The following is a 26,743-nucleotide window of genomic DNA, read 5'->3' as shown; positions in this document are numbered from 1 at the left end:
CGAAGGCGGGCGGGTGCGCACCCACCGCTTCGGGGCCCAGGAGAGCGCGCCGTTCGTGGAGCTGGGCGCGATGCGGATCCCCACGGCGCACCACCGGACCATGGCGTACGTCGCCCACCTCGGGCTCGCCGACCAGGTACGGCCGTTCCGGACGCTGCTGTCGGAGGAGAACGCGTTCCTGGCGACCGGCGGCGGGCACGTGCGGCTGCGGGACGCGCCGCGGGCCCTGGTGTCCGAGGTGCGGTCCTCGCTGGGGCCCGCCGGGTTCCGGGAGGAGACGGTGGTGTTCGGCGCCTGGCTCGCCGCGGTCGTCGACGCCGTCGCCCCGCCCGCGCTGCGGGACGGGCTCCGTGCCGACCTGGGCGGGCGGCTGCTCGGTCTGGTGGACGAGATCGACCTGACGCCGCATCTGCGGGGCGGCGGCAGGGACCGGATCGACGTGCACGGTCTGTTCGCGGCCCATCCGGGGATCCGGGCGGGCTGCGGCAGCCGGCTCGACGGCTTCCTCGACGACATCCTGACCGAGACGAGTCCCCGGCTGGTGCGGCTCGCCTGCGGCATGGACCAGCTGGTGCAGCGGCTGGCCGCGCGGATCCGGGGGCCGATCTGGCTCGGCCAGCCCGCCACCGGCTTCGAGGTCGCCGCCGACCACGTGCGGGTGTGGCTGGGCGGAGGGGCGGCGGCCCGGGTCCGGCGCTGCGACTACGTGCTGTGCACGGTGCCGTTCTCGGTGCTCCGGGGGCTGCACCTGGCGGGCTTCGACGACGACAAGCTCGCCGCCGTCCGGGAGGTCGTCTACTGCCCGGCCACCAAGGTGGCCGTGCACTGCCGGGAACCGTTCTGGGAGCGGGAGGGCATCCGGGGCGGCGCCTCGTTCAGCGGCTGCCGGATCCGGCAGACGTACTACCCGACCGCGGAGACGACCGGTGCCGGGGGCGCCGCGGATCCCTCGCTCGGTGCGGCGCTGCTCGCCAACTACACGATCGGCGAGGACGCCGACGTGCTCGGCGGGATGCCGGCGCCGGTCCGGCACCGGGCGGTCGTCGAGGAGCTGGGCCGGATGCATCCGCAGCTGCTGCGGCGCGGGATGGTCCGCGGGGTCGCCAGTCTGGCCTGGGGCGGTCATCCGTGGACGCGCGGCGGCTGCACGATCCGCTGGGGCGCGGACCCCGCGGGCCGGGAGGAGCAGCGGCTGCGGGCGCTGCGGCCGCAGGGCCGGATGTTCTTCGCCGGGGAGCACTGCGCGACGGAACCGGCGTGGATCGAGGGGGCGGTGGAGTCGGCCCTGGAGGCGGTGGACCTGATCGCGCGGGACGAGGGGCGGGGGACGGCGGGGCGGACCGGCCGGGGCCGTGCACGGTGCGGGTCGGCCCCGAGGGGGTGGTGGTCAACGAGCCGTACACACGCGGCGGGGCGGGCGGTGGTGACGGGCCCGTGCTCGAAGTGCGGACCGCCGCGTCGGGGCTGACGGTCGCGGTCCTGCCCGGGGACTTCCGGGGCGCGGCGGTGACGGCCGTGCCGGCGGTGTCGGAGGAGGCGGTGCGCCGGGCCGCGGAGGAGGGGCTCGTGGTGGTGCGGGACGGCGCCGGGGTCGTCCTGCGGGAGCGGGAGGCGGTGGTGCTCACGGACGAGGCCGCGCTGATCCTGGACCATCCGGACGCCGAGCGCGGTGACGAGCACGCCGTCGAGGTGCCGGTGCGGAGCTTCCTGCGCGGCCGACCGGGGCCGCTCGCGGTGGAGGTGCGCCAGTACGCGAACCCGCGCGCCCTGCCGCTGGATCCGGTGGTCTCCGACCCGCGCGCCCGCGCCGGGGACGTCGAGGTGGTACGGCTCCGGGCCGGCCGGGCGGGCGGCCGGAAGGGCTCGGAGGCGGCGCCCTCCGGGGCCGCGTGCCGGGTGGCGACGGACGCGGAGGGGGACGGCTGGTTCACGGTCCACGGGGCCCGGGCGGGCACCGCGCGGCTGCTGTTCTCGACGGGGGCAAAGGACCTGCCGCCGGTCGACGCGGCGGCGCCCGGTTCGGCGACCGCCTGCTACGACGACGGGGACGCGCTCGGCTTCTGGGCGTGGGCGGCGGGCGCCGCCGTGCGGGTGCTGCCCGACGACTGGCACCTGGACGCGGTCCTGCCGACCGAGGTCGACTTCGAGCTGCTGTACCGCGAAGTGTTCGCGTACTACGAGCAGCTGTTCCCGTTCATGCGCGACGAGGTGTTCAGCCTCGCCGACCGCTGCAAGGTGGAGACGTACGCCAAGCTCGTCTGGCAGATGTGCGATCCGGCGAACAAGGACCGCACCTACTACATGCCGCCGACCCGGGACCTGACGCTGCCCAAGGCCCGGCTCCTCCTCACCCATCTGCGCTCCCGGGGCGCGGCGGCGGCCCGCCCGCGCGCCCCGGCGGCCCCGGCGCCGCGCCCCGCGGCCGAGCCGCGCATCACCACGCGCGGCCAGTTGCGCGCGGCGCTGTGGCAGGCGGTCACGGTCGAGCTCGCGACCTCGCTGCAGTACCTGTACGCGGCGTACACGGTCCCGACGCACGGGACGGGCTTCGCGTACGTCCGCAGCGGGGTGTGGACGCCCCGGCAGCTCCGCCTGGCCTGCGGGGACGGCGGGGAGACCCTGGCGAAGGGCATCAGGGACAGCCTCCTCGACGTGGCCCGCGAGGAGATGATCCACTTCCTCGTCGTCAACAACGTGCTGATGGCGATGGGCGAACCCTTCCACGTGCCGGCGATCGACTTCGGGACGCCGGGGCGGCTGCCGCTGCCGCTGGACTTCGCCCTGGAGCCGCTGCACCTGGGCAGTCTCCAGCGGTTCATCGCGATCGAGCGGCCCGAACGGCTCACGGGCGGCTCGGCCGGGGCGCAGCCGACGGGAGAGCGGTGGGACGGCCCGCGGACGGGGACGCCGTTCGGGTCGCCGAGCGAGCTGTACGCGGCGATCCGGGACGGCCTGACCCGGGTGCCCGACCTCTTCCTGGTGGAGCGGGGCCGGGGCGGCGGGGAGCACCACCTCTTCCTGGGGGCGGCCGTCGACTCCGTCCACCCGGACTACCAGCTGGAGGTGGACGACCTGTCGAGCGCGCTCTTCGCCATCGACTTCGTCACCGAGCAGGGCGAGGGCGGGGTCCTGGACGCGCCGGGGGACGGCGGTCCCTCGCACCACGAGACCTTCGTGCGGCTCGCCGAACTCCTCATGGCCGAACGGGCCGACGGGCCCGGCGGGCAGGGCGCGCCGTGGGAGCCGGCCCACCCGGCCCTGCGGAACCCGACGGCCGACCCGGGGCATCCGGGGCGGGCCGCCGTGCTCGACGCGCACGCCCGGCAGGTGCTGCGGCTGTTCAACCGCAGTTACTTCCTGATGCTCCAGCTGATGGTCCAGCACTTCGGCGAGAGCCCGGACGCGAGCCTGCGCCGCTCCCGGCTGATGAACGCCTCGATCGACGTGATGACCGGGATGATGCGGCCGCTCGCCGAACTCCTCGTCACGCTCGACTCGGGCTGGCGGGGGCGGACCGCGGGCCCCTCCTTCGAACTGGAGGAGCCCCCTGTGCACATCGCCAGGCCCGATGTGGCCCGGCGCGGTTTCGCGATGCGCTTCCGGCATCTGGCGGCGATGGCCCGGGAGTGCCCGGGCGTCCCCGACCGGGTGCCGGAGCTGATGGCCTGGTACGCGGAGTACTTCGCGGCGGAGGGGAGGAGGTGAGCCGGTGACGGTGACGGAGGAGACCGAGGTGCTCGTCGTGGGCGGCGGCCCGGTGGGGCTGGCGCTCGGGCTCGACCTGGCCGGGCGGGGGGTCGACTTCGTCCTGGTGGAGGACGGGGACGGGCGGATCACCCACCCCAAGGTGTCGACGATCGGGCCGAGGGCGATGGAGCTGTTCCGCCGCTGGGGTGTGGCGGACGCGATCCGGGGCGCCGGCTGGCCCGCCGGGCACACCCTGGACGTCGCCTGGGTGACGGCGGTCGGCGGGCACGAGCTGCACCGGCTGCGGTTCGGCACGGTGGCGGAGCGGCCCCGGCCCGCTCACACGCCGGAACCCGAGGCCGTCTGCCCCCAGCACTGGCTCGTGCCGCTGCTGACGCGCCGGCTCGGCGTGCGGCCCGAAGGCCCCGTGCGGCTGCGGACCCGGCTGACCGGGTTCCGGCAGACGGACGACGGGGTGCGGGCCGAGCTGACGGACGCGGCGGGGGCGCGGACGACGGTCCACGCCCGGTACCTGGTGGGGTGCGACGGGGCGGCCTCGCCGGTGCGGAAGGCGTGCGGGATCGCCTCGCCCGAGCGGCACGCCACCCGCACCCTGCGGAACGTCCTCTTCCGGGCGCCGGGCCTCGGCGACCGGCTCGGCGCGCGGGCGGCCCTGGTCCACTTCGTCACCGAACCGGGCGGTCTCCGCTACCCGCTGCGGGCGATGGACGGCCGCGACCTGTACCGGCTCACCTGTCCGCCGGGCCCGGCCGAGGCGCTGCGGGTGGTCCGCCGGGCGCTCGCCGTGGACGTACCGGTGGAGATCCTCTCGGACACCCGCTGGCACCTGACCCACCGGGTCGCCGCCCGCTACCGCGACGGCCGGGTGCTGCTCGCCGGGGACGCGGCGCACACCCTCTCCCCCTCCGGCGGCTTCGGTCTCGCCACCGGGATCGGCGACGCGGCCGACCTCGGCTGGAAGCTCGCCGCCGAACTGTCCGGCTGGGCGGGGCCCGGGCTGCTCGACGCGTACGGGAGCGAACGGCGTCCGGTCGCCCTCGCCGGCCTGGAGGAGAGCCATCGCAATCTGCACCGCACCCTGGACCGGCGCATCGCCCCGGCGCTCCTGGAGGACTCGCCGCGCGGCGCGGAGGCCCGCGCGGAGCTGGGGCGGCGGATCGCCGCCTCCGACCCCCGGCGCGAGTTCGAGGCGCCCGACGCCCACTTCGCCCACCGGTACCGGTCGCCGATCGTCGCGGAGGACACGGCCGGGGAGCCGGTTCCGGCGGCCGGGGACGCCGGCCGTCCGGAGTGGGACCGGGCGGCGGTACCGGGCGGGCGGGCCCCGCACGTGTGGCTGGCGGCGGGCCTCTCCACGCTGGACCTCTTCGGTCCCGGCTTCACCCTGCTCCGCTTGGGCCCCGGGGCCGCGGAGGGCACGGAGGCGACGGAACGGGCCTTCGCGGCGCGGGGGGTGCCGCTGCGGGTGTGGAGCCCGCCCGGGGGCGCGGAGCCACGGCGCCGGTACGGGCGTCCGTACGTGCTGGTGCGGCCGGACGGCCACGTCGCCTGGCGGGGGCCACGGCCGCCCGCCGACCCCGGCGCCCTCGCCGACCTGGTGCGCGGGGCCGGCCCCGGCACCGGCGGGGCACGACCGGGCGGGGGCGGATGATGGGCGCGGACCGGCTCGCGCCGTTCGATCCCGGGCAGCTCGACCTGGCGGATCCGTACCCGGTCTACCGCCGCTACCGCGAGCGGGACCCCGTCCATGCCGTGCCGTCGCCCGACGGCGGGGCGGGCGGGGCCGGGGACACCACCTGGTACCTCTTCCGGTACGCGGAGGTGGCACGGGTCCTCGCGGGGCGCGCGTACCGGCGGAGGTCTCCGGCGACCGGGCGGGCGGCGGCGATACCGGAGGGGTACGAGACGCTGCGGCGCGTCGTCGAGAACTGGCTGGTCTTCCTCGATCCGCCCGACCACACCCGGCTGCGGGCGCGGGTGAACCCGCCGCTCGCCTCCGCCGCCGTCGCCGGACTGCGGCCGGCCGTACGGGAGATCGCCGAGGAGCTGGCGGCACCGCTCGCCGGACGGCCGGCCGTCGATGTGGTGCGGGGGTTCGCGGCGCCGTTCCCCCGCTCGTCATCGCCCGGCTGCTCGGGGTGGAGGGACGGCTGTGGCCGTGGTTCCGGGAACGGGCGCTCGCGCTCCAGGAGGCGGGCGGCACGCGCGGCGACCGGACGGGGGCGGGCCTCGCGCGCGCCGAGCGCGCCGCGGGCGAGCTGGAGCGGTACTTCACGGCCGCGCTGGCGGCCCGGCGGCACGCGGGCTGCGCGCCGCGCGACCTGATGGGGGCGCTGGCGGCGGCCGGCCGGGAGGACCCCTCCCTCACCCCGGCGGTCCTCACGTCGACCTGCGTCCACCTCCTGACGGCCGGCCACGAGACGACGACCGGGCTCCTCGGGAAGGCGGTCCTGGCCCTGCTCGCCCGGCCGGGGACGGTCACCGAACTCCGCGCCGAGCCGGGGCTCGTGGCGGGCGCGGTGGAGGAGTTCCTGCGCTTCGACCCGCCGGTGCAGATGGTGACCCGCTGGGCGTGGCGGGACACCGAGCTCGCCGGGCGGCGGGTCCGGCGGGGGGACCGGCTGGTCGCGGTGATCGGCTCCGCCCACCGGGACCCGGCGCACTTCCCGGACCCGGACGTCCTCGACATCCGCCGGGCCACCGGCCGGCACTGCGCCTTCGGACTCGGCATCCACTACTGCGCGGGGGCGGCGCTCGCCCGCCTGGAGGCGGAGACGGGGCTCGCCGTGCTCCTCGACCGGCTGCCCCTGCTCCGGCCGGACGCCCGCCCGCTCGTCGAGGTGGAGTACGCCCCGGACTGGGTCTTCCACGGCCCGTCCCGGCTGGTCCTCAGAGAACGGGGACAGGAAGGGGAAGCCGCCGGGAAGGATCACCACCCCACCCCCGTTATACCCCCACTGGGTATAAAGAGGAGGAGTGCATGACCACGACCGGCACCACCACGACCCCCACCACTGCCGCCACTCCCACCCGTCCCCGCCGGCTGCCGGCGCTCACCCCGGACCAGGCCCGGGGCCGGGCCCGCGAGCTCCTCGCGGACATCGTCGAACGACACGGCTCGGCGGGCGAGATGGTCTCCACGATGGCCAACTCACCCGCGTTGATCGAGGGTTACCTGAGCCTTTCCCGCGCGATGAAGCGGGTGAAGATCCCGCGCGCGCTGAGCGAGAAGCTCTCCCTCGCCGTCCAGGAGTGGATCGGCTGCGGCACCTGCCGCGAGGCGCACGCGTCGGCCGGCCGCGCCGCCGGGCTGAGCGGAACCGACATCGCCCTGGCCCGGCAGGGCACCTCGACGGATCCGCGGGAGGCCGCCCTCATCACCCTCGCCCTCAAGGTCCTCGCCGAACCGGCCGCGCTCGGCGACGCGGACGTCGCCGAGGTGCGGGCGCACGGCTGGAGCGACCGGGTCGTCGCCGAGGTGGTCGGGGTCGTCGGCCTCAACCTGCTCACCGGCGCCTTCAACCTCCTCGCCGGCATCCAGCCGGACGAGGAGGAGGGGGCGGACGAGGAGGGGCCGCGGAGGGTCAGGCGGCCGGCGGGAGCTCCTTCTCCATCAGCGTGAAGGACTTCGCCGGGCCGCCCGGCTGCGGCTTGCCGTCCTTCCGGCCGACGACGCGGTAGCCGGCGTCCCGGTAGTAGGAGGCGAGCTTCGGGTTGGTGGAGAGGCAGTCCAGGCGCACCCGGGTGCGGCCGGCCGCCGCCACCCGCTCCTCGGCGGCCGCCAGCAGCAGCCGCCCGGCCCCGGGGGCGACGTCATGGTCCACCATGAGCCGGTGGACGTACCCGGCGACGGGCGGCTGCGGGCCCCAGGCGTCCTCGTCGTCCCACCACAGTTCCCAGGCGCCGGCGACGCGCCCGTCCCGCTCCGCGAGCCAGACCTCGCCGTGCGCCATGATCCGGCGGAAGTGGTCCTCGCCCAGCTCGCCGGGCCGCCACTGGCCGGTGATTCCCCGCTCCAGCATCCAGCGGGCGGCGTCGTCCCGGAGCCGTACGAGGGTGGCGAGGTCGGCCTCGTCCGCCGGGCGGTGGTGCAGCGTGATCATGCGGCCGATCCTCGCACGGGGCCCGCCGACGGGGAGGGGACGGCCGTCCGCGACGGGGCGGTGAAGGAGACGGCGGCGGCCGGGGCGGTGACCTCGGCGTCGGAGCCGAGGGAGTACGCGGCGACGCGGGAGACCACCGCCGCCGGGACCGCGTCGGCGACACCGGGGACGGCCGGGCAGTCCTGGGTGGCGTGGCCGTCGTGCGGGACGACGACGAGGAGCGTGTCGACCGGCGGAAGCGGGGAGGCGGACGGGAGCGGGGAGTCCGTCGTGAGCGGGGAGTCGGAAGGGGACGGGGAGCCGGATGGGAGCGACGGGTCCGGCGGGCGCGGGGGGTCGGGGTCGGGCGTGGCGGGGTGCGCGATCATGCGGTCATCATCACGCGGTCGGCCGCGGGCGCTCCACGGGGTTTCCGGCCGTCACCGCCCTGCGGAGCAGCACCTGCCCGGTCACCCCGGTGGTGAACACCCCACCGAGCAGGGCGAGGAGGGAGGCGGCGGCGCCCGAGCGCCAGTCGACGTCCGCGGCGCGGGCGGCGAGGACGATCCCGCAGGCGACGGCGACCGCGGGGACGGACCGGAGGGCGGGGCGGCCGCGCGTCAGGTCGTCCTCGGCGAGCGAGGCGAGGACGCCGACGCCGAGCGCGAGCGCCCGGACGCCGATGCCTTGGGCATCGGCGCGGTTCACCGTCCACGGCACGAACGCGCTCCAGAAGCCCGGCAGGAAGAGGAGCCCGGCGCCGGTGCCGAGCCACCCCGAGCCGAGGACCGCGAGCAGCGGCCTGGACCAGGCGGGCGCGGGCACCACCCCGCCGGCCCGGGAGAGCGCGGTACCGGACGGACCGGTGCGCACCGCCGCGGCCGGCCTGCGGCACCGGGCGGCGAGGCAGCCGACCGACGCCGGGGCGAGGAGGACCACGACGGGCATCCGGCCGAGGCTGAAGAGGACCAGGAAGAGCGGGTCGCCGGTGGCGACCCGGAGGGCACCGAGGTCGAGGAGGGTGACGGCGAGCAGCCCGGTCAGGACGACGACCAGAGGCGGGTAGAGGCTCCGCGCCTCCTCCCAGTCGTCGGCCGGCCCAGGGCGGGCAGGGCGGGCGCCACCCCGACCATGGCCGCGCCGATGAGGCCCGGGCCGAGGGCTTCGGGGGAGGCCCAGGTGCCCGCCGCGTGCCCGGTGAGGGCCGCGACGGCGAGGAGGGCGCCGGCACCGAGGCTGACGGGGTCGACGACGGTTCCCATCACGGCGACGGCGGCGGACGGTTCGCGTCCGGGGCGGCGGCCGGGGGCGCTCACCGGCGCTCCTCCCCCGTCGCGGCGGCGCCGCCGAGCACCGGTGCGGGCGCCGAGGGCGGGGGCGTGGACGCGCGGGCTCGCCCCGGACCGGAGTTTCAGGATGCCCCGTTCGCGCGCCTCGACCGGGACGGAGAAGGGGTCGGCGAGTCGGCCGCGCAACGCCACCGCCCCCTCCTCCGTGAGCCGCATCGACCGCCGGTTCCGGCCGCCCTCCTGACGCGCCTCCGAGAGCAGCCCGGCCTCCGGGAGGCGGTCGCACCGGGCGTACACCTGGGCGTGCGGCACGGACCGGAAGGGGGCGGCGGTCCGCGCGGCCGCGACCTTGACGTCGTACGGACTGGCCTCGTCCAGCGCGTCGATGATGCCGAGGGCGAGGAAGGAGGGCGTGGTCAGCCGGACTTCGGGCACGCGGAGACCGTATCGCGGGGCCTCAGACCGGGTGCTCCGCCCGGGCGCGGGGGCCGGCGGGCAGCGGCGAGGGCAGCGGGCGCAGCACGGGCTCGGGCCGCAGCAGCTCGTCGAGGCCGGTGAGGCGGACCAGGCGGTGGATCCACGGCTGGTCGCAGACGAGCTGGAAGTGCGCGCCGCGCGCGCGGGCGCTCCGCGCGCAGTGGGCGAGCAGGCCGAGGCCGGTGGCGTCGCAGAAGCCCAGCGGACGGATGTCGAGGGCGAGGGCGTCGGCCTCGCGGACGAGCGCGTCGAGTTCGGGTCGCAGATGGCGGACGAGGACGAGGTCCAGTTCGCCGCGGAGGACGGCGACGGTCAGGGCGCCGGCCGCACGGACGGTGAGATGGGGGTCATGACGGGGGATCAGCTGCATCGGACGCTCCACAGGGTGGGTCCAAGTGTCAGGTCGAGGGTGGCCGTAGTCAGGGCGGAAGGGACGTTTCGCCTTGGCCTCAGTCACCGGATCCGGTGAATACGCGTCCCCCGGTGTGCCGGACGCGCGTGCGAGGAGTCAGGGGCGCCGCTCGCCGAGGAGGGAGCGGGGCGCGGGGCGAGGAGGGCCTCGAAGCGGAGGCGGATCGGCTGGGCCGAGGGCGGCGGTGTGCCCGTGCGGCGCGGTACGGATCCGGTCGAGCGGCCCGGCCGGCCCTCGCCCCGTGCCGCCGTCCGCCGGCGGCACGGTCAGCGCCGGATCGTCGCCCCGCCGGACGAAGAGGAGTCCGGCGTCCGCACCGGCCGCCGCGAGCCGATCGCCGCCGGACGGGACGGCACCGGACGGGACGGCACCGGACGGGACGCCGCCGGGCGGGACGGCACCGGACGGGACGCCGCCGGGTGGGACGGCGGCGTCGGCGGCCCGCCCCGGAGCCGGGGCGGGCCGTTCCGTGCGGTCAGTGTGCGGCCGGCGCCCCGAACCAGCGCTCCAGTCGCGCGCGCAGCTCCGCCGGGTCGTCGCCGGCCCAGACGACGTGGCCGTCCGGCCGCAGCAGCGCCGCCGGCACGCCGGGCTCGTCACCGGCGGGGGTGACGACCTCCACCCGGTCCTCCCAGCCCGCCACCGAGAGCGTCCCCGTCCGGTCGAGCAGCAGTCCGCGGCCGGCCCGCGCCGCCTCGTAGAGGCGCCCCTCCTTCAGCGGTACGTCGCGCAGCCGGCGGCCGACCAGTTCCGGCTCCCCCTCCTCCGCGTAGTCGTAGCGGATGTCGATCGCGATGAGCTTCGCGATCAGATGCCGGTTGACCTCGTCGAACTCCATCAGCTCCGCGAGCAGCCGGCGCACCGCCCGCGCTCCCGGCTCCTCGGACATCAGCTCCATCTGGGCGCGGGTGTTGTCGAGCACGGCGGCGGCGACCGGATGGCGCTCCGAGTGGTACGTGTCGAGCAGCCCCTCGGGCGCCCAGCCCCGCACCTCGCCGGCCAGCTTCCAGCCGAGGTTGAAGGCGTCCTGCACCCCGAGGTTGAGGCCCTGGCCGCCGGTCGGCGGGTGGATGTGGGCGGCGTCGCCGGCGAGCAGCACCCGGCCCTCGCGATACCGCTCCGCCTGCCGGGTGCCGTCGCCGAAGCGGGAGATCCAGCGGGGCTCGTGGACCCCGAAGTCGGTCCCGCCGACGGCGACCAGACGCTCCTTCAGTTCGTCGAGGGTCGGCGCGGAGCGGTCCCGGGAGAGCCCGTCGGCGGGCACGACGACCCGGAAGAGCCCGTCGCCGAGCGGCATCACGCCGTACCGCGTCTGCGTCTTGCGGACCTCGGTCATCACCGGGACGACCTCCTCCCAGGGGACCCCGATGCGCACCTCGGCGATCAGCGTCTCGTACCGCGCGGGCAGGCCGGGAAAGCCGATCCCGGTCAGGCCGCGCACGGTGCTGCGTCCGCCGTCGCAGCCGACCAGCCAGCGGGCCCGCAGTCGGCTGCCGTCGGCGAGCTCGGCCGTGACGCCCTCCGCGTCCTGGTCGAGCCCGACCAGCTCCCGGCCGCGTCGCAGCTCCACGCCCAGCTCGCGGGCGTGCTCGTCGAGGAGTTCCTCGGTGACGTTCTGCGGGATGCCGAGGACGTAGGAGTGGGCGGTGTCGAGCCCCTCGGGCCAGGAGGTGCCGAGCCCGGCGAAGAAGCCGCCGACCCGGTACTGCTGTCCGCGGGCGAGGAAGCGGTCGAGGAGGCCGCGCTGGTCCATCACCTCGATGCTGCGGACGTGCAGCCCGAGCGCCCGGCTGTGCCCGGTCGGCTCGGCCGCCTTCTCCAGGACGAGCGGCCGCAGGCCCCACAGGCGCAGCTCGGACGCGAGCACGAGCCCGGTCGGCCCGCCGCCGATCACGAGGACATCGGCATCGAACATGGACGTTCCCCCTCTGTTTGTGCTGTTCAGCCGCCGATTCTGCGTCACTCGGGGGGCCTTGCCGCAAGGCCCCCCGTGCGCTATACGTTGAAGAGGGCAGGGGGCCTTTCGGATAACGTATCGGCGCGGGCCCGGCGGCATTCGTCTCCGTGCGGGCCCAGCCCCATTGCTCTCAGCGCAGGTCCAGCCGCATGAGGATCCGTGGGTGGCCGGCGAGCACCGAGGTCGTGTCGGCGGCCCGGACGAAGCCGGCGCGCTCGAAGTTCTTCCGCAGCCCCGCGTACGCCATCGTCATGTCCACGCGGGCGTCGCCGTTGTCCAGCGGGTACGCCTCCACCGCCGGTGCCCCGTGCGCGCGGGCGAACTCGACCGCGCCCGCGATCAGGGCGTGGCTGACGCCCTTCTCGCGGTGGCCCGGGCGGACCCGGACGCACCAGAGCGACCAGACCGGCAGGTCGTCGACGTGCGGGATCTTCCGGTTGCGGGCGAAGGTGGTCTCCGAGCGGGGTGCGACGGCGGCCCAGCCGGCCGGTTCCCCGTCGTCGTAGGCGAGGACGCCCGGCGGCGGCTCCCCGGCGCACAGCCCGGCGACGTACTCGCCCCTGGCCGGTCCGCGCAGCTCGTTGTTGAGCCTGGACGGGATCCGGTGGCTCAGGCAGAAACACACCGAGGCCGTGGGCGACTTGGGGCCGATCACGGCCCGGACGTCCTCGTAGACGGAGGCCGGGCGCACGTCGATGGTCATGCCCCCACCCTGGCACGGACACCGCCGCCCGGCAGACCGTCCGGCAGACCTTGCGGGCGCGGTCCCGCGAACCGGCCCGGGAGCGCCCGCGCCGTCGCCGTCCGCGGATCCGGCGCGCGCTCCCGGACCGCGCGTGCGGCCGGGGACGCGCCCTGCTCGGCGCTGCTCCGAACGGCGGACCGGGAAGGGGGTCAGACGCGGAGTTCGCGCGCTTCGAAGCGGCCTTCGCCGAGGACGAGGACGAAGGTGATCTGCTGGCCCTCGGAGAGGGCACGGACCCCGTCCTCGACGTCCTCCGCCCGGAAGAAGACGGGTTCCTCCGACCCCACGGGCAGCACGAAGCCGTATCCGGCGCGGCGGTTGAAGGACTGCACGAATCCGGTGGTGCGGTTGTCCACGGCGACCTCCTTCGCTCCGGGCGCTCACGGCGCCCCACCGGAGGTGTACCCCGTGCGGCCCGGCTCCGCATCCGGGCCCCGGGGAGCCGGGCGTCAGAAGACGGAGAGTCCGGTGATGGTGGTGAAGCGGTCGAGGGCGGCGACGCCCGCGACCGAGTTGCCCCGCTCGTCGAGGCCCGGGCTCCACACGCACAGGGTGCAGCGACCGGGCACGACGGCGATGATCCCGCCGCCCACGCCGCTCTTGCCGGGCAGCCCGACGCGGTAGGCGAAGTCGCCGGCGGCGTCGTAGGTGCCGCAGGTCAGCATGACGGCGTTGATCTGCTTGGCCTGGCTGAGGGTGAGCAGCCGGCTGCCGTCGGCGCGGACGCCGTGCCGGGCGAGGAAGCCGGTGGCGACCGCGAGGTCGGCGCAGGACGCCTCGACGGAGCACTGCCGGAAGTACTCGCGCAGCAGGGTGGGGACGGGGGTGGAGACGTTGCCGTAGGAGGCCATGAAGTGGGCGAGGGCGGCGTTGCGGTCGCCGTGTTCGCCCTCGGAGGCGGCGACGTCCCGGTCGAAGTCGAGGTCGTCGTTGCCGCTCTCGGCGCGCAGGAAGTCCCGCAGGACCCCGGAGGCGTCGCCGGTGAGCCGGTGGAGCCGGTCGGTGACGACGAGCGCGCCCGCGTTGATGAACGGGTTGCGGGGGATGCCGTGTTCGTACTCCAGCTGGACGAGCGAGTTGAAGGGGTTGCCGGAGGGTTCGCGGCCCACGTGCTCCCACAGCTCGTCGCCCTCCTTGGCGAGGGCGAGCGCGAGGCTGAAGACCTTGGTGACGGACTGGGTGGAGAAGGGCCGCTGCCACTCCCCCACCCCGTACACGCTGCCGTCCACCTCCGCGACGGCCATCCCGAACAGGTTCGGGTCCCCCGCGGCGAGTGCCGGGATGTAGTCGGCCGGGCGGCCCCGGCCGGCGAGGCCCTCGATCTCCTCGGCGACGCGTTCGAGGACGGGCAGGAAGGACTGCATCATGATCACATGATGCAGTCCCGGGGACCGCTCGCGTCTCCCGGCCCGGTCCGAAGGACCCGAAGGATCCCAGGGACCCGTCCCTCCGCCGCCGCGCGCCCCCGGGCGGGAGCGCGGGCCCGGCCGCACATCCGGGCCCGCGCGTCCCCGGCGGTCAGCCCGCGACGCGGGCCATCCACTCCTCCACCTCGGCGGAGGTGCGGGGCAGCCCGGCGGACAGGTTCTCGTGGCCCGTCTCCGTGACCAGCAGGTCGTCCTCGATGCGGACGCCGATGCCGCGCCACTCTGCGGGCACGGTCAGGTCGTCGGGCTGGAAGTAGAGGCCCGGCTCGACGGTGAGGACCATGCCCGGCACGAGGACCCCGTCGACGTACTCCTCGTTGCGCGCGGAGGCGCAGTCGTGCACGTCGAGGCCGAGCATGTGGCCGGTTCCCGCCATGGTGAAGCGCCGCTGGAGGCCGAGCTCGTACGCGCGGTCCACCGGCCCCTCGAGGAAGCCCCACTCCACCAGCCTCGCCGCCAGGTGCCGCTGGGCGGCCTCGTGGAAGGCGCGGTAGGGCGCGCCGGGCTTCACCGCGTCGAAGCCGGCCTGCTGGGCCTCGTACACGGCGTCGTACACCTGTCGCTGGAGGTCGGTGAAGGTGCCGCTGATGGGGAGGGTGCGGGTGACGTCGGCGGTGTAGAGGGAACGGGTCTCCACGCCCGCGTCGAAGAGGAGCAGTTCGCCGGGGCGGACCGGGCCGTCGTTGGAGGTCCAGTGCATGATCGTGGCGTGGTCGCCGGCGGCGCAGATGGAGCCGTAGCCGACCGAGTTGCCCTCCAGGCGGGCGCGGCGGAAGAAGGTGCCCTCGATCCAGCGCTCGGAGGTGGCGACGGCGGTGGAGAGGTCGCCGACGGCGTCGGTGAAGCCGCGGACGGTGGAGTCGACGGCCTTGCGGAGCTCGCCGATCTCCCAGGCGTCCTTGACCAGGCGGAGTTCGCTGAGCACGTCCTCCAGTTCGGTGTCCCGCTCCTCGTCGGTGGTGACGGCCGCCTCCAGGGCGGGGTCGACGCCGCGCAGGACCCGGGTGGGCACGCCGGCGCCCGCCGCCAGGTGGGCGGGGAGCTCGCGGACGTCGCGGCAGGTCAGTCCGAGGACCCGCTCGGCCTCGGCGAGGGAGAGCCGGCGTCCCATCCACAGCTCGGCGGTGTAGCCGATCCAGAAGGTGTCGTCGTCGCGGCCGTCGCGGGGCAGCACATAGCCGTACGCGTCGTGGCCGCCGTCCTCGCGGGGCTCCAGGACCAGGGCGCAGTCGCGGGCCTGGTCGCCGGTCATGTGGACGTACGCGGAGTGCGGGCGGAAGGGGTACGTGTCGTCGTTCGAGCGGACCTTGAGGTTGCCGGACGGGATCACCAGGCGCTCGCCGGGGAAGCGGGCGGAGAGCGCGGCGCGCCGGGCGGCGGCGTAGGGCGCCTGCTCGGACTCGGTCAGGTCGTGCCGCTCGGTGTCGGCCCAGCCGGTCCGCATGAGCGCGGAGAGTTCCTCGGATATGCCGTCGTACAGGCCGTTCTTGCGACCCTTCGCCACGTCGTGCTCCTTCGTCGAGAGTCCCCGCGGGGAACCGCCGGTCGTCGGAGGCTCACGGACCGTAGCCCGCCCGGCGGGGCCGTGGGGCCGAAGTGTGCCAGTGGCACGGATCGGACACGCGGGGACGCGGGCGGCGGCCAGAATGGGCGGCATGGCGAAGGAGAGACTGGGCGAGGCGCTGCGGCTCCTGGGCCTCGGCGAGACGGCGGCGCGGGTCTACCGCGCGCTCCTGGAACGGGCGCCGGCGCCGCTGGCGGCGGTCGGCGCGGCGGCCGGGGTCGAGGGGCCGGCGCTTGTGGAGGCGTACGGGGAGCTGGTCGACGCGGGGCTCGCGAGCCCGGCGGCCGACGACGGCGGCACGGTGGCTCCGGTGCCGCCCGCGGCGGGCCTGGAGATCCTGGGCCGGCACCGGGCCGCGGAGCTGGACGAGTCGCGGATCACCGTGGGCGGCGCCTTCGAGTCGTTCCGGCGGCAGCGGCTCGCCGCGTACGGCGACGACCTGGTGGAGGTGGTGACCGGGGAGGCGATCGGGCCGCGGATGCGGCAGGCGTGGGCGAGCGCCCGGCAGCAGATCCGGCAGCTGGACTCGCCGCCGTACTTCAAGGTCCCCGGCGCCACCGACGACGCCCTCGCGACCCTCGCCCGGGGCGTCACCCAGCGGGTCGTCTACTCCCGGGCCTCGCTGGAGCAGCCGGGCCATCTGGAGCGGTCGATCGAGCCGGTGATCGCCGCCGGCGAGCAGGCCCGGGTGCTGCCGTCCGTCCCGGTCAAGCTGGTGATCATCGACGAGGCGTACGCGCTGGTGTCGCTGTCGATCCGGGAGGCCGACGTGTTCACCACGATGCTGGTGGTGCAGCCGTGCGGACTGTTCTCGGCGCTGGTGGCGCTGTTCGAGCAGTCCTGGCGGGACGCGCTGCCCTTCCACGGCCGCACCGCCCTCCCGGGCGGCCTGCGGCCGGCCGACCGGCGGCTGCTGTGGCTGCTGGCCGGGGGTGCGGCGGACGAGGTGATCGCCCGGGAGATCGGGGTCAGCCGCCGCACCCTCTTCCGCCGGATCCAGGTCCTGATGGCCCGGCTCGGCGCCACCAACCGTTTCCAGCTGGCGCTCCAGGCGCAGCGGCACGGCTGGCTCTGACCCCCCGGGGCCCGCCGAGGCGCCTGGCCCCGGGGGTCAGGTGCCTCGGCGGGCCGCCGAAGCCAGGAGCCTCGGCGGGCCGCCGGGGTCAGGAGCCGAGGTGCTTGCGCAGGAAGGTGTACATCAGGGCCTTGTTGCGGGCGGCCTGCGCGTTGTCGGTGGCGCCCGCGTGCCCGCCGCCGGTGTTCTCGTGGAAGAGGACCGGGTGGCCCAGCTCGCGCAGCCGTGCCGCCGCCTTGCGCGCGTGCCCGGGGTGGACCCGGTCGTCGCGGGTGGAGGTGGTGAGCAGCACCGGCGGGTAGGGGGCGTCGGCGGTGAGCCGGTGGTACGGGGAGAGGTCCCGCAGGTGCGGCAGGTCGGCCTCGTCGTCGGGGTCGCCGTACTCGGCGATCCAGGAGGCGCCGGCGAGCAGCTTGTGGAAGCGGACCATGTCGAGCAGCGGCACCTGGCAGACGATCGCGCCGAACAGTTCGGGGTAGCGGGTCAGCATGGCGCCCATGAGGAGGCCGCCGTTGCTGCCGCCGGCCGCGCCGAGACGTTCCGGGGTGGTGATGCCCCGGGCGACGAGGTCGCGGGCCACGGCCGCGAAGTCCTCGAAGGCCCGGTGCCGGTGGGCGCCGAGCGCGGCCTGGTGCCAGTCCGGGCCGTACTCGCCGCCGCCCCGGATGTTGGCGATGACGTAGGTGCCGCCGCTCTCCAGCCAGCCGCGCCCGGTGAGCGAGGCGTAGGACGGGGTGAGGGAGACCTCGAAGCCGCCGTAGCCGTACAGGAGGGTGGGGCCGGGGCCCTCGGAGCGGTCCGGGCCGATGACGAAGTACGGGACGCGGGTGCCGTCGTCGGAGACGGCGAAGGCCTGCTCGACGGCGAGCCCGGTGATGTCGAAGCGGGCGGGCGCCTGGCGCAGGACCTCGGTGTCGCCGCCGATGTCGCCGCGGGTGAGCGTGGACGGCTGGAGGAAGCCGGAGACGTCGAGGAAGTACTCGTCGGAGACGTCCGGGTCGGTGTCGGTGACGGCGACCGCCGACAGCGGCGGCACGTCGGCCAGCGGGGCGCGCGACCAGCCGCCCTCCTCGCGTGGGGTGAGCACCTCGATGCGGGTGCTGACGTCCCGCATGGTCTCCAGGATCAGGTGGTGCCGGGTCCAGGAGTGTCCGGCGAGCGCGGTCCGCTCGTCGGGGACGAAGAGGGCCTCGGCTGTGCGGTCCCCGGCCAGGAAGGCGTCGAAGCCGAAGGCGAGGAGGGCGCCGGCGGGGTGTCCGAGCCACGGCGACTTGAGGGTGACGATCAGGTGTTTGCGGTGGGCGTAGACCTCGGCGTCCTCGGGGACCTCGATCCGCACGAGCCGGTCGTCGGCGGTGACGAGGTGGGTCTCGCTGCGGAAGAAGTCGAGGGAGCGGCCGACGAAGTCGCGCTCGTAGCCGGGGGTGGGGTCGTGCCAGGCCCAGGCGGAGACGTCGGAGGGCTCGCCCTCGAAGAGGGTGACGGCCTCGGCGAGCGGGGTGCCGCGCCGCCAGCGGCGGACCGTGCGCGGGTAGCCGGCGTCGGTGAGCGAGCCGGGGCCGTGGTCGGTGCCGACGAACACCGTGTCGGCGTCGACCCAGCCGATGCTCGTCTTCGCCTCGGGGACGGTGAAGCCGTCCTCGACGAAGCTCCGGGACGGCAGGTCGAACTCGCGGACGACGACGGCGTCGCCGCCGTCGCGGGAGAGGCTGACGAGCGCCCGGTCGTGGTCGGGCCGCCGCACCCGGGCCCCGGCCCACGCCCACTTCTCGCCCTCGGCCTCGGCGAGGGCGTCCACGTCGAGCAGGACCTCCCACTCGGGGGCGTCCTTGCGGTACTGCTCCAGGGTGGTGCGCCGCCACAGGCCCCGTACGTGCTCGGCGTCCTGCCAGAAGTTGTAGAGGTAGGGGCCCCGCCGGGTGGTGTACGGGATGCGGTCGACGGCGTCGAGCACCTCGCGCAGGCGCTCCGCGAAGGCGTCGAAGCCGGGTCCGGAGGCCAGCTCGGCCTCCGTCTCGGCATTCCGCTCGGCCACCCAGGCGAGGGCGGCCTCGCTGTCGACGTCTTCCAGCCACAGGTACGGATCGTCATGGTTCACGCGGGCCATTCTCCCCCGGCGTCGCCGGATGGTGCCTCAGTCGGCCACCAGCTTGTACACCTCCTTGCCGTCGGTGTCGACGGCGAGGTAGCCGACGGCGCTGTAGTCGTTGGTGCGGTAGACGAGGAGGGTGGGACGGTCCTCGTTGAAGCTCCAGCGCTGCACGATCAGGTACCGGGTGAGGGGCCCCTCGACCTTCAGCTCGCGGTCGGCACGCTCGGCGAGGGCGGGCAGGCCGTCCCAGGGCAGTCGGGCGGGGTCGAAGGGCTGGTCGCCGGCGCGGGAGGCGCTGATGGTGCCGCCGATGCCCTGCCGGCTGACCTTGCCGTCCCGGTACTGCCACCGGTCGTAGGTCTTGGCGCCCTGCCGGGTGGGGATCTCGGCGATGGCGTACTCGTCGTAGACGAACACCTGCTTGACGGTGGAGACGCCGGTGGCCTCGCGGAAGGCGGCGAGCGCGGTGCGGACGCCCGCGGGGGTGAGGAGGGAGCCGGAGGCCGCGGTCGTGGGGGCGGTGGCCCTCGGGGTGCCGCCGCCCGTCGGGCCGGGCGAGGCGGTCTGCTCGGTGGACCCGGTCCGCTTGCCGTCCCCGGTGCCGAGGCCGAGGCCGCCGGAGGCCCCGCCGCCCCCGCCCCCGTCGGGGACGAGCTGGGCCACGCCGAGGGCGAGCAGGGCCCCGCCGACGGCCAGGCCGGCGGCGACGGTGGCGAGGCGCTTGCGGCGTGCCGGGCCGGTGCGGGGCTCGGGGCCCCGCCCGGAGGTCTGCGGGACGGGCCCGGCGTAGGCGGGGTGGGCGTACGGGTGCGCCGGCGGCGGGTACGCGCCGGGCACGGCCGGGCCGAAGCCCGGGGGGACGGCGTCGGCCGGGGTGGCACCGGGGTTCGCGGCGCCCTCCTGGGCCTGGGCCTCCTCCAGGAGCCGGTCGAGGAGCGCGCCGTCCGGGCGCTGGGCCGGGTCGCGGACGAGGAGGCGGTCCAGGACGGGGGCGAGGACGCCGGAGCGGACCGGCGCCGGGATCGGGTCGTCGAGGACGGCGACGACGGTGGCGAGGCTGGTGGCGCGGCGCAGCGGGTGGTACCCCTCGGTGGCCACGTACAGGAGCATGCCGAGGGACCACAGGTCGGAGGCGGGGTTGCCCTCCTCGCCGCGGATCCGCTCGGGGGCGATGAACTCGGCGGAGCCGATGAGGTCGCCGGAGGCGGTGAGCCGGGAGGTCGACTCGTCGAGGACGGCGATGCCGAAGTCGGTGAGCACGGCGCCGCCTTCGGCGCGCAGCAGCACGTTGGCGGGCTTGACGTCGCGGTGCTGGATGCCGGCGGCGTGGGCGGCGCGCAGGGCGCCGAGGACCTGCCGGCCGAGGGCGATCGCCTCGCGGACGGGCATCGGCCCGGCCGCGAGCCGGTCGGCGACCGAGCTGCCCTCGACCAGTTCCATGACGATCCACGGGGCCGAGCCGTCGGCGGGTTCCACGATGTGGTGGACCGTCACGACGTGCGGGTGCGAGAGCCGGGCGAGCGCCCGGGCCTCGCGGACGGCCCGGGCCCGCAGCTGCTCCGTGAGGCCGGGGCGGGCCGCCTCGGCGGCGGGGTCGGGCGGACGGACCTCCTTGAGGGCGACGTCCCGGTCGAGGGCGATGTCGCGGGCCCGCCAGACGGTGCCCATGCCACCGCTGCCGAGCCGGGAGACCAGCCTGAACCGTCCGTCGACGAGCGGTCTGCCGTCGTCGTCACTCGTGCTCATGAGCGGTCATCGTAGGCGGCCGGGGTGACAGCCGTCGGTCCGGGCGGCGCACCGGAGCGCGCCGCCCGGACCCGCGGGGTCAGGGCTTCATCTCGTACGCGCCGGAGAGGGCCTCGACGCGGGACCAGACGCGGGCGGTGCGGGCCTCGTCGACGACGGGCCGGCGGACCGCGCCGAGCGCCCAGGTCTGCTGCGCCTCGGTGGCGGAGTCCTTGCCGTGGAGTTCGACGGCGTGGGCGGAGAAGTCCCGGACGAGGACGGCGAAGAGCTCGTCGAGGACGTCGTCGTCGAGGCCGGTGAGGGCGGCCTGCTCCAGGACGAGCTGGGCGTGGACGACGAGCGCGAAGAGCTGGCCGACGGCGAGGAGCAGGTCGAGGTCGCGGCTCTGGGCCTCGTCGGGCGCGGCGGTGCGGACGAAGTCGCAGAGCGCGTCGGCCTGTTCGCGGAAGCGGGCGACGTTGGGGAGGCGGTCGTACGCGTCGAAGGCCGGCCGCCAGTCGTGGAAGCGGACGGAGCCCAGGCCGCGGGCGGGTCCCTGGCGGAAGAGGAAGGTGTCGTCGGCGGCGTCGAGACGGGTGGGGACGGGTTCGTAGTCGGCCGGGGCGAGGAGGTGGTTGGCCATGAACTTGAGGATGAGGGCGAGGTTGACGTGGACCGTGCCCTCCAGCTTCGGCAGGCCGCGGATCTCGACGGCGGCCTGGGCGAAGTAGTTGTCCTTCTCGAAGCCCTTGGCGGCGATGACGTCCCACATGAGGTCGATGACCTTCTCGCCCTCGGTGGTCACCTTCATCTTCGTCATCGGGTTGAAGAGGAGGTAGCGGCGGTCGTCGGGTCCGGCGGTGCGGAAGTAGTCGACGGCGCGGTCGCTGAAGAGCTTCATGCCGGCCAGGCGCACGTAGGCGTCGGTGAGCTCGCGGCGCACGTGCGGGAAGGCGGTGACGGGGCGGCCGTAGAGGATCCGGTTCTGCGCGTGGGTGACGGCCTCGTACATCGCGTGCTCGCAGATGCCGATGGAGGCGGTGCAGAGGTTGAACTTGCCGACGTTGACGGTGTTCAGGGCGGCGTCGAAGGCGGCACGGCCGGTGTGGAGGACGTCGGCGGCGGCGACGGGATAGTCCTCCAGGCGGAACTCGCTGACGTACTTCGAGGAGTCGACGACGTTCTTGACCAGGTGGTAGGCCGGGTGCCGGCTGTCGGCGGCGAAGAAGACGTAGCCGTCGGGGCCCTCGACGTCGCTGCGACGGCCGAAGACGGAGACGAGTCCGGCGGCGTTGCCGTTGCCGATGTAGTACTTGGAGCCGGTGGCGCGGAAGCCGCCCTCGCCGTCGGGCGTGAGCAGCATGTCGGTGGAGTAGATGTCGGCGCCGTGCGTCTTCTCGGAGAGGCCGAAGGCGAACACCTCGCCCTGGTCGAGGAGTTCGGCGGCGCGGGCGCGGGCGGCGGCGTTGTCGCTCTGCCAGACCGGCCCGAGGCCGAGGATGGTGACCTGCCAGGCGTACCAGTAGTCGAGCCCGTAGAAGCCGAGGATCTCGTTGAGGGCGGCGATGCGGGCGGTGTCCCACCGCTTGTCGTCCTGGCCTTCGCCGGCTTCGGCGGCGGGGGTCAGGAAGGTGGCGAAGAGCCCTTCCTCGGCGGCGAAGGCGAGGAAGTCGCCGAGCCAGGCACGGGTCCGGTAGTCCTCGATGATCCGGCGCTTGCCGCGGTCCTCGAACCAGTCGACGGTGGCGCGCAGCAGCCTGCGGGTCTCCGGGTCGAAGTGCGCGGGGTCGTAGGTGCGGGGGTTGAACAGGAGCGCGTCGGTCATGGGGCAACCGCCTTGGACTTGAGGGTGGATGAGGGTGGGTGAGGGCGCGGACGGGTTCCGGAGGGGTGCCTCAGAACCGGCGCAGGGTGGCGAGGACGTCGTCGAGCCAGGCGATCATCATGCGTTCGTACGCGATGCCGCCGCGCAGCACGACGTGCTGGAGCTCGCGCTCGGCGTCCGGGGGCCCGCCGGGTGCGGGCGGGAAGTCGCGCTCCTCGCCGGCGAGGTAGTGGGCGAGGCGGTCGGTGTGCGCCCGCCGGTGCCGCTCGACCTCGCGGACGAGGCCGGCCGGGTCGTCGAAGGCGGCCCCCCGGATCTTCACGGCGAGGTCGTGCCGGACGCTCTCGGGCTCGATCGGCTCGTGCAGCCAGGAGCTGAGCGCCGCGTGCCCGAGGTCGGCGACGGAGTACTCCTTCTTGTCCGGCCGCCCCTGCTGGGGCACCTCCCGGGCGGCCACCCAGCCGTCGTTCTCCATGCGCTTGAGGACGCGGTAGATCTGCTGGTGGGTGGCGGTCCAGAAGTAGCCGATGGACCGCTCGAACCGCCGGGCCAGTTCGTATCCGGACCCGGGCTTCTCCAGCAGGGACACGAGGATCGCGTGTTCGAGCGCCATGCCCCCGATCCTGCTATGCAACTGGTTGCATAGCAAGGCGGCCGGGCGGCGATGAGACGCGCCTCACGGCCCGCCCTTCCCGGGGCCGTCTCACGCCGCCTGGAAGACCAGGGAGAGGACCTCCGCGAGACGCCGTTCCAGCGGCTCGGCGTGCGGGGTCCGCGCGGGGCCGGGGCCCCGGTCCGGGGTCGTACGCCGACGTCGGCGAAGAGGTACGGCATCCGCAGTGTGCGCATGGCGTTGGAGACGCGCGCCGCCGTCGCGGGGCCGCCGGGCGGCCGCCCGGCGGCGAAGGCCGCCTCGACCGGCCCCAGCCGGCACAGCGCCTCGGCCTCGGTCGGCTCGGTGCGGTTCAGGGTGCGGGCGACGCCCTGCGCGAGCCGGTCGTCCTCCTGCTGGTCGAAGACGTGGTCGGTGGGGGGCACGAGCCGCTCGGCCGCGAGCGCGAGCATGCCGCCCGGGTCGACGCCCGGGTCGACGTCCGGGCGGGAGCCGAAGGTGCCGAGCAGGTCGGCCCCGTGCGCGACGGCGTGCAGCCGGCCGAGCCGGGCGTCGTGGCCGCGCAGGCCGGTCTCGGCCGGGTACCACCGCCGGAAGGCGGCGAGCCACGCCGGGTCGAGGTCGCCGCGGGCGACGATCATGTCGAGGACGAGCGGGGCGACGGTACGCGCCTGGACCTCGGGGTCGTCGAAGCGGGCGGCCATCACGGTGCCCGGGCACGCGCGGCGGCCGGTCGATCACGTCGCGCTCGATCCAGGTCCGCAGCACGACGTACGACGCGCCGTCGCGGAGGTCGGGGTCGGGGTGGCGCAGCGCCTCGGCCAGTTCGTCGGCGAGCGCGGGCAGGTCGGCGGCGGCCGGGGCGGGACGGCCGTCCGCGTGGAGGCGGAGCCAACGGGCCGCGTCGACGGGCGGCGTACGGTCGTTCTTGATCACAGCCCCACCCTCGGCGGCCCGCTCGGAGACGGTCGACCGATGATCGGACGGCGGGCCGGGACGGGCGGGACGGGGCCATCCGAGTCGGGTCGGCCGACGGGACCGGGCGGGACCGGGCGAGTCGCGTCGGACGGAACGGCACAGGGCCGGCCCTGTCAGTCGGGCTGACTACGCTCGGCGGCATGACGACGCACCTGGTGGACGCGGCGTGGGACCGCATCGATCACTGGCTCCTGACGCACGCGCCCCGCACCTTCGCCACGCTCGCGCCGCCCGCGCCGGAGGAGGACATCCGCGCGGCAGAGCGGGAGTTGGGGGTCGTCTTCCCGGCGGACCTCCGCGCCTCGCTGCTGCGCCACGACGGCACCCGGCCGGGGCCGGAGGCGCTCCGCTTCGACACCGGCGACCGGCTCCTCGGGCTCCGGGACATCGTGGAGGCGACCGGCTCCCTGCGATCGATCGCGGAGGACCTGGAGGAGGAGGAAGAGGACGGCGCGGAGGGCTACTGGGCGCACGGCTACGTGCAGTTCGGCTCGTACGAGGTCACCGCCGACGGGGTCGCCATCGACTGCGACCCCCGCCGGGACACGTACGGCACGATCGGCCGCTTCTTCGACGAGACCGGCACCACCTTCGGCAAGGCCGACTCCCTGGGCGCCTTCCTGACGGGGCTGGCGGACAGCCTGGAGGACACGGCGCACCCGGCCCGGGTGGTCTTCGCCGGCCGCCTCATCTGGGAGGGCCCGTCCGGGCGCCTCCCCGAGTGGCGGCACGCCGGTGCTCCCCTCCCCGGCCCGGACGTGGAACTCCCCCCGCTCGACCTGCCCGAGAACCCGGCGGAACGCCTGAAGGTGGGCCACCTGTACGGCCTGGGCGAGCTCGGCGCCCTCGTCGCCACGCTCCCTCCGGAGCGCATCGCCGAAGCGGCCCGCGCGCAGGCCCGCCGCCTGGCCGAGGAGACCGGCCTCGCGGCCCACCCCGAGATAGCCGAGGCCCTGGACGCCCTTCCTGGCGTCCTGGACTCTTCTCCGCCTCCGCTCGACGGCCCCGCGCTCCTGCGCCTGCGCGCGGTGAAGGCGTGGGCGGAGTCGTCCGGCGACCGCGTCCGGGCCGTGGCCGCCGTCGAACTGGCCCACGCGGTACGGGGATCCGCGTACCGGGCGGTCGCGGAGATCCCGACGACCCGGGCCCTCTACGTCCCGCTGTGGCGCGACGACCTCCACGCGGACCTCGGGGGCCCGCCGCTCCCGCCGGAACCCGACGACACCTTCTGGGCGCAGCTCCGCAACCCCGCCATCGACGCGGACGCGTACGCCGACTGGTACGCGGAGACGTACCGCGTCGAGGAGTGAGCCCCTCCCCCGCTTACTAGCGGCCGATGCCGTGCACGTTCGGCGCGGGCGCGGGACGGACGCGGGCCAGCTTCGCGGCCGTCCCGCGCGCCGTCTCGAATCCGAGGACCGCGTCGCCGTCCCTCCGCCAGACCTCGGCCCCGCACCACGGCCCGATCAGCCGGAACTGCTCCAGCGCGGGGCCGTACATCATGGTCCGGACCATGGCGTCCGCCAGCCGGTGCCGGAGACCCGGCAGGAGTTCGTGGTCGGGGTCCACCTGCTCGAAGGAGGCGGCGACCCGCTTCAGCATCCGCCGGCCCATCGGCCCGGCGGGCAGCGTGAAGGCGGTGCGTGCCAGCAGTTCGTCCAGCGCGTGCAGGTAGATGCCGGCCAGCGGGCTGCCGGGCGGGGCGTTGCGGACCGCCCGCCGGGCGAAGCTCATCATCTGCTGGTCGCTGCCGAACCATTTGGCGCACCAGTACTGGAGCGCCTGCCAGTGGCCCTCGAAGTGGTGGGGCGCCCGGGCGACGAGACCGTCCCAGAGCTGGTCGAACTCCCGCGGGTTGTACTGCGCTCCGCGCGCCGCGGTGATCATGACGACCCACGGCCCCGGGTTCGCCGGGTCCAGCAGCGAGGCCCGCCGCGCCTCCTCGATCGCCGCCGGGAGCAACGCGCGGAACTGGTTCATGTCGTAGCCGGAGACCTCATGGGCGTAACCACTTCCCCGGATCGCCCAGGCGCGGTGCACCAGGAGACTCGCGTGGAGCGTGGCGGCATCACAGTTGCCGGGATCGGCGGCCCGCCAGGCGTCGAGCCAGGCCCCGTCCTCCTGGGCGACGTGCTGCAGCACCTCGAGCCGGGCCCAGCGCTCGTCCCAGTCCTCTCCCGCCGCACGCACGTACCGGTCGGCCGCCGCCCAGTCCCCGCCCCACGCCGCGTCGGCGACGGCCTGCCGCTCCCGCGTCCGATGGCCGGGCGCCGGCGGCCCGGCACGACGCGAATCGAGCGCCTCGCGAGGCGGCAGCCCGTACTCGGCGGCGACGAACCGCTCAAGAGCCCAGACAGCGGCCCGCCGGGGCACGACGAAAAGCCGGTAAAGAACGATGAGGAGCACGCCGAGCAGAACGGCGAGAAAGAGTGTCACGGCCGGAAATGATTCCGGAATCGAACACTCCATGCAATAGGGCATAGAAATGCCTCAGCCCCCGGACGGAGTCCGGGGGCTGAGGCTAATGATTGTTCGGCGGTGTCCTACTCTCCCACAGGGTCCCCCCTGCAGTACCATCGGCGCTGAAAGGCTTAGCTTCCGGGTTCGGAATGTAACCGGGCGTTTCCCTAACGCTATGACCACCGAAACACTATGAAGATGTGAACTCAACCGGAACACGGGAGTTCGTTACTTCAAAACTAACACAGTGGACGCGAGCAACTGAGGACAAGCCCTCGGCCTATTAGTACCGGTCAGCTCCACCCATTACTGGG

General features: G+C 75.2%; 23 protein-coding genes, 1 rRNA gene and 1 pseudogene. 8 read left to right on the top strand and 17 right to left on the bottom strand.

The window, feature by feature from the left end; genetic code table 11:
• The first annotated feature begins 13 nt into the window (after positions 1–13).
• From IE245_RS28045 to IE245_RS28025, 6 genes are read left to right on the top strand one after another with little or no spacing between them, the layout of a single operon-like run.
• Positions 14–1,468, top strand: coding sequence for a flavin monoamine oxidase family protein (locus IE245_RS28045; protein WP_229851586.1), 1,455 nt, complete (start codon positions 14–16; stop codon positions 1,466–1,468).
• Positions 1,435–3,705 (top strand): ferritin-like domain-containing protein, encoded by a 2,271-nt coding sequence (locus tag IE245_RS28040; RefSeq protein WP_189952676.1) that lies wholly within the window; start codon positions 1,435–1,437, stop codon positions 3,703–3,705. The genes IE245_RS28045 and IE245_RS28040 overlap by 34 nt, the downstream gene beginning before the upstream one ends.
• 4 nt (positions 3,706–3,709) lie before the next feature.
• Positions 3,710–5,359: an FAD-dependent monooxygenase gene (locus IE245_RS28035; protein ID WP_189952514.1), complete on the top strand. Its 1,650-nt coding sequence runs from the start codon at positions 3,710–3,712 to the stop codon at positions 5,357–5,359.
• Positions 5,356–6,033: a cytochrome P450 family protein gene (locus IE245_RS37310; RefSeq protein WP_229851585.1), complete on the top strand. Its 678-nt coding sequence runs from the start codon at positions 5,356–5,358 to the stop codon at positions 6,031–6,033. Before IE245_RS28035 ends, IE245_RS37310 begins: the two co-directional genes overlap by 4 nt.
• The gene (locus IE245_RS37305) at positions 6,033–6,692 is read left to right on the top strand and encodes a cytochrome P450 (RefSeq protein WP_229851584.1); all 660 of its coding nucleotides are present in this window, start codon (positions 6,033–6,035) and stop codon (positions 6,690–6,692) included. The genes IE245_RS37310 and IE245_RS37305 overlap by 1 nt, the downstream gene beginning before the upstream one ends.
• The gene (locus tag IE245_RS28025) at positions 6,689–7,330 is read left to right on the top strand and encodes a carboxymuconolactone decarboxylase family protein (protein ID WP_189952512.1); all 642 of its coding nucleotides are present in this window, start codon (positions 6,689–6,691) and stop codon (positions 7,328–7,330) included. The genes IE245_RS37305 and IE245_RS28025 overlap by 4 nt, the downstream gene beginning before the upstream one ends.
• Here the strand turns inward: IE245_RS28025 and IE245_RS28020 are convergent.
• The 10 genes from IE245_RS28020 to IE245_RS27975 form a co-directional block, all read right to left on the bottom strand.
• Positions 7,293–7,811: a GNAT family N-acetyltransferase gene (locus tag IE245_RS28020; protein ID WP_189952510.1), complete on the bottom strand. Its 519-nt coding sequence runs from the start codon at positions 7,809–7,811 to the stop codon at positions 7,293–7,295. The genes IE245_RS28025 and IE245_RS28020 overlap by 38 nt on opposite strands.
• Positions 7,808–8,179, bottom strand: coding sequence for a hypothetical protein (locus IE245_RS38155; protein ID WP_373305412.1), 372 nt, complete (start codon positions 8,177–8,179; stop codon positions 7,808–7,810). The genes IE245_RS28020 and IE245_RS38155 overlap by 4 nt, the downstream gene beginning before the upstream one ends.
• A gap of 10 nt (positions 8,180–8,189) precedes the next feature.
• Positions 8,190–8,738, bottom strand: a complete 549-nt coding sequence (locus tag IE245_RS28010) for a hypothetical protein (protein WP_189952508.1) — start codon at positions 8,736–8,738, stop codon at positions 8,190–8,192.
• Between the two features lie 92 nt (positions 8,739–8,830).
• Positions 8,831–9,514, bottom strand: a complete 684-nt coding sequence (locus tag IE245_RS37300; protein ID WP_229851583.1) for a PadR family transcriptional regulator — start codon at positions 9,512–9,514, stop codon at positions 8,831–8,833.
• A gap of 22 nt (positions 9,515–9,536) precedes the next feature.
• On the bottom strand, positions 9,537–9,926 hold the full coding sequence (locus IE245_RS28000) for an STAS domain-containing protein (protein ID WP_189952506.1): 390 nt from the start codon (positions 9,924–9,926) through the stop codon (positions 9,537–9,539).
• A 517-nt stretch (positions 9,927–10,443) separates the two neighbouring features.
• Positions 10,444–11,883 (bottom strand): rifampin monooxygenase, encoded by a 1,440-nt coding sequence (rox, locus tag IE245_RS27995; RefSeq protein ID WP_189952504.1) that lies wholly within the window; start codon positions 11,881–11,883, stop codon positions 10,444–10,446.
• Positions 11,884–12,055: 172 nt separating this feature from the next.
• Positions 12,056–12,628, bottom strand: a complete 573-nt coding sequence (locus IE245_RS27990) for a GNAT family N-acetyltransferase (RefSeq protein ID WP_189952502.1) — start codon at positions 12,626–12,628, stop codon at positions 12,056–12,058.
• Positions 12,629–12,819: 191 nt separating this feature from the next.
• Entirely contained in the window at positions 12,820–13,026 is a 207-nt protein-coding gene (locus tag IE245_RS27985) for a cold-shock protein (protein WP_229851582.1), read from the bottom strand.
• A 93-nt stretch (positions 13,027–13,119) separates the two neighbouring features.
• Positions 13,120–14,037 carry a glutaminase gene (locus IE245_RS27980; RefSeq protein ID WP_189952500.1) on the bottom strand — a complete coding sequence of 306 codons (918 nt, stop codon included), beginning with the start codon at positions 14,035–14,037 and terminating at the stop codon, positions 13,120–13,122.
• Positions 14,038–14,188: 151 nt separating this feature from the next.
• On the bottom strand, positions 14,189–15,601 hold the full coding sequence (locus IE245_RS27975) for an aminopeptidase P family protein (RefSeq protein ID WP_189952498.1): 1,413 nt from the start codon (positions 15,599–15,601) through the stop codon (positions 14,189–14,191).
• Between the two features lie 151 nt (positions 15,602–15,752).
• On the opposite strand from IE245_RS27975, the gene IE245_RS27970 reads away from it, so the two are divergent.
• Positions 15,753–16,736: a helix-turn-helix domain-containing protein gene (locus IE245_RS27970; protein WP_189952496.1), complete on the top strand. Its 984-nt coding sequence runs from the start codon at positions 15,753–15,755 to the stop codon at positions 16,734–16,736.
• A gap of 88 nt (positions 16,737–16,824) precedes the next feature.
• Here the strand turns inward: IE245_RS27970 and IE245_RS27965 are convergent, their stop codons facing one another.
• The 5 genes and pseudogenes from IE245_RS27965 to IE245_RS38150 all read right to left on the bottom strand — a co-directional run.
• The gene (locus tag IE245_RS27965; RefSeq protein ID WP_189952494.1) at positions 16,825–18,843 is read right to left on the bottom strand and encodes a prolyl oligopeptidase family serine peptidase; all 2,019 of its coding nucleotides are present in this window, start codon (positions 18,841–18,843) and stop codon (positions 16,825–16,827) included.
• 27 nt (positions 18,844–18,870) lie between these two features.
• Positions 18,871–20,574, bottom strand: a complete 1,704-nt coding sequence (locus IE245_RS37815) for a serine/threonine-protein kinase (RefSeq protein WP_189952493.1) — start codon at positions 20,572–20,574, stop codon at positions 18,871–18,873.
• Positions 20,575–20,653: 79 nt separating this feature from the next.
• Complete coding sequence (locus IE245_RS27955) at positions 20,654–22,378, bottom strand: acyl-CoA dehydrogenase family protein (RefSeq protein WP_189952490.1); 1,725 nt, start codon at positions 22,376–22,378, stop codon at positions 20,654–20,656.
• 70 nt (positions 22,379–22,448) lie between these two features.
• Entirely contained in the window at positions 22,449–22,991 is a 543-nt protein-coding gene (locus IE245_RS27950; protein WP_189952488.1) for a PadR family transcriptional regulator, read from the bottom strand.
• A gap of 227 nt (positions 22,992–23,218) precedes the next feature.
• A pseudogene (locus IE245_RS38150) lies at positions 23,219–23,695 on the bottom strand (DUF2785 domain-containing protein); the annotation flags it as partial.
• A 414-nt stretch (positions 23,696–24,109) separates the two neighbouring features.
• Here IE245_RS38150 and IE245_RS27940 point away from each other — a divergent pair.
• Positions 24,110–25,279: an SMI1/KNR4 family protein gene (locus tag IE245_RS27940; protein ID WP_189952486.1), complete on the top strand. Its 1,170-nt coding sequence runs from the start codon at positions 24,110–24,112 to the stop codon at positions 25,277–25,279.
• Between the two features lie 16 nt (positions 25,280–25,295).
• Here IE245_RS27940 and IE245_RS27935 read toward each other — a convergent pair whose 3' ends face one another.
• Entirely contained in the window at positions 25,296–26,405 is a 1,110-nt protein-coding gene (locus IE245_RS27935) for a hypothetical protein (protein WP_189952483.1), read from the bottom strand.
• Positions 26,406–26,499: 94 nt separating this feature from the next.
• Positions 26,500–26,616 (bottom strand): 5S ribosomal RNA (rrf, locus tag IE245_RS27930).
• Positions 26,617–26,743: the final 127 nt, after the last annotated feature.

The organism is Streptomyces roseolus (assembly GCF_014649855.1).
GTDB lineage: Bacteria > Actinomycetota > Actinomycetes > Streptomycetales > Streptomycetaceae > Streptomyces > Streptomyces roseolus.
Note: the sequence above shows the minus strand (reverse complement) of the source record. Positions and strands in the feature narration are given on the sequence as shown.

Coding starts and splice junctions, on each gene's coding strand:
- IE245_RS37310 (WP_229851585.1), top strand. CDS start 5,356: ATGATGGGCGCGGACCGGCTCGCGCCGTTCGATCCCGGGCAGCTCGAC.
- IE245_RS37815 (WP_189952493.1), bottom strand. CDS start 20,574: ATGAGCACGAGTGACGACGACGGCAGACCGCTCGTCGACGGACGGTTC.
- IE245_RS28020 (WP_189952510.1), bottom strand. CDS start 7,811: ATGATCACGCTGCACCACCGCCCGGCGGACGAGGCCGACCTCGCCACC.
- IE245_RS27990 (WP_189952502.1), bottom strand. CDS start 12,628: ATGACCATCGACGTGCGCCCGGCCTCCGTCTACGAGGACGTCCGGGCC.
- IE245_RS37305 (WP_229851584.1), top strand. CDS start 6,033: ATGGGGGCGCTGGCGGCGGCCGGCCGGGAGGACCCCTCCCTCACCCCG.
- rox (WP_189952504.1), bottom strand. CDS start 11,883: ATGTTCGATGCCGATGTCCTCGTGATCGGCGGCGGGCCGACCGGGCTC.
- IE245_RS28025 (WP_189952512.1), top strand. CDS start 6,689: ATGACCACGACCGGCACCACCACGACCCCCACCACTGCCGCCACTCCC.
- IE245_RS27940 (WP_189952486.1), top strand. CDS start 24,110: ATGACGACGCACCTGGTGGACGCGGCGTGGGACCGCATCGATCACTGG.
- IE245_RS28000 (WP_189952506.1), bottom strand. CDS start 9,926: ATGCAGCTGATCCCCCGTCATGACCCCCATCTCACCGTCCGTGCGGCC.
- IE245_RS38155 (WP_373305412.1), bottom strand. CDS start 8,179: ATGATCGCGCACCCCGCCACGCCCGACCCCGACCCCCCGCGCCCGCCG.
- IE245_RS27980 (WP_189952500.1), bottom strand. CDS start 14,037: ATGATGCAGTCCTTCCTGCCCGTCCTCGAACGCGTCGCCGAGGAGATC.
- IE245_RS27950 (WP_189952488.1), bottom strand. CDS start 22,991: ATGGCGCTCGAACACGCGATCCTCGTGTCCCTGCTGGAGAAGCCCGGG.
- IE245_RS27970 (WP_189952496.1), top strand. CDS start 15,753: ATGGCGAAGGAGAGACTGGGCGAGGCGCTGCGGCTCCTGGGCCTCGGC.
- IE245_RS27965 (WP_189952494.1), bottom strand. CDS start 18,843: ATGGCCCGCGTGAACCATGACGATCCGTACCTGTGGCTGGAAGACGTC.
- IE245_RS28010 (WP_189952508.1), bottom strand. CDS start 8,738: ATGCCCGTCGTGGTCCTCCTCGCCCCGGCGTCGGTCGGCTGCCTCGCC.
- IE245_RS27955 (WP_189952490.1), bottom strand. CDS start 22,378: ATGACCGACGCGCTCCTGTTCAACCCCCGCACCTACGACCCCGCGCAC.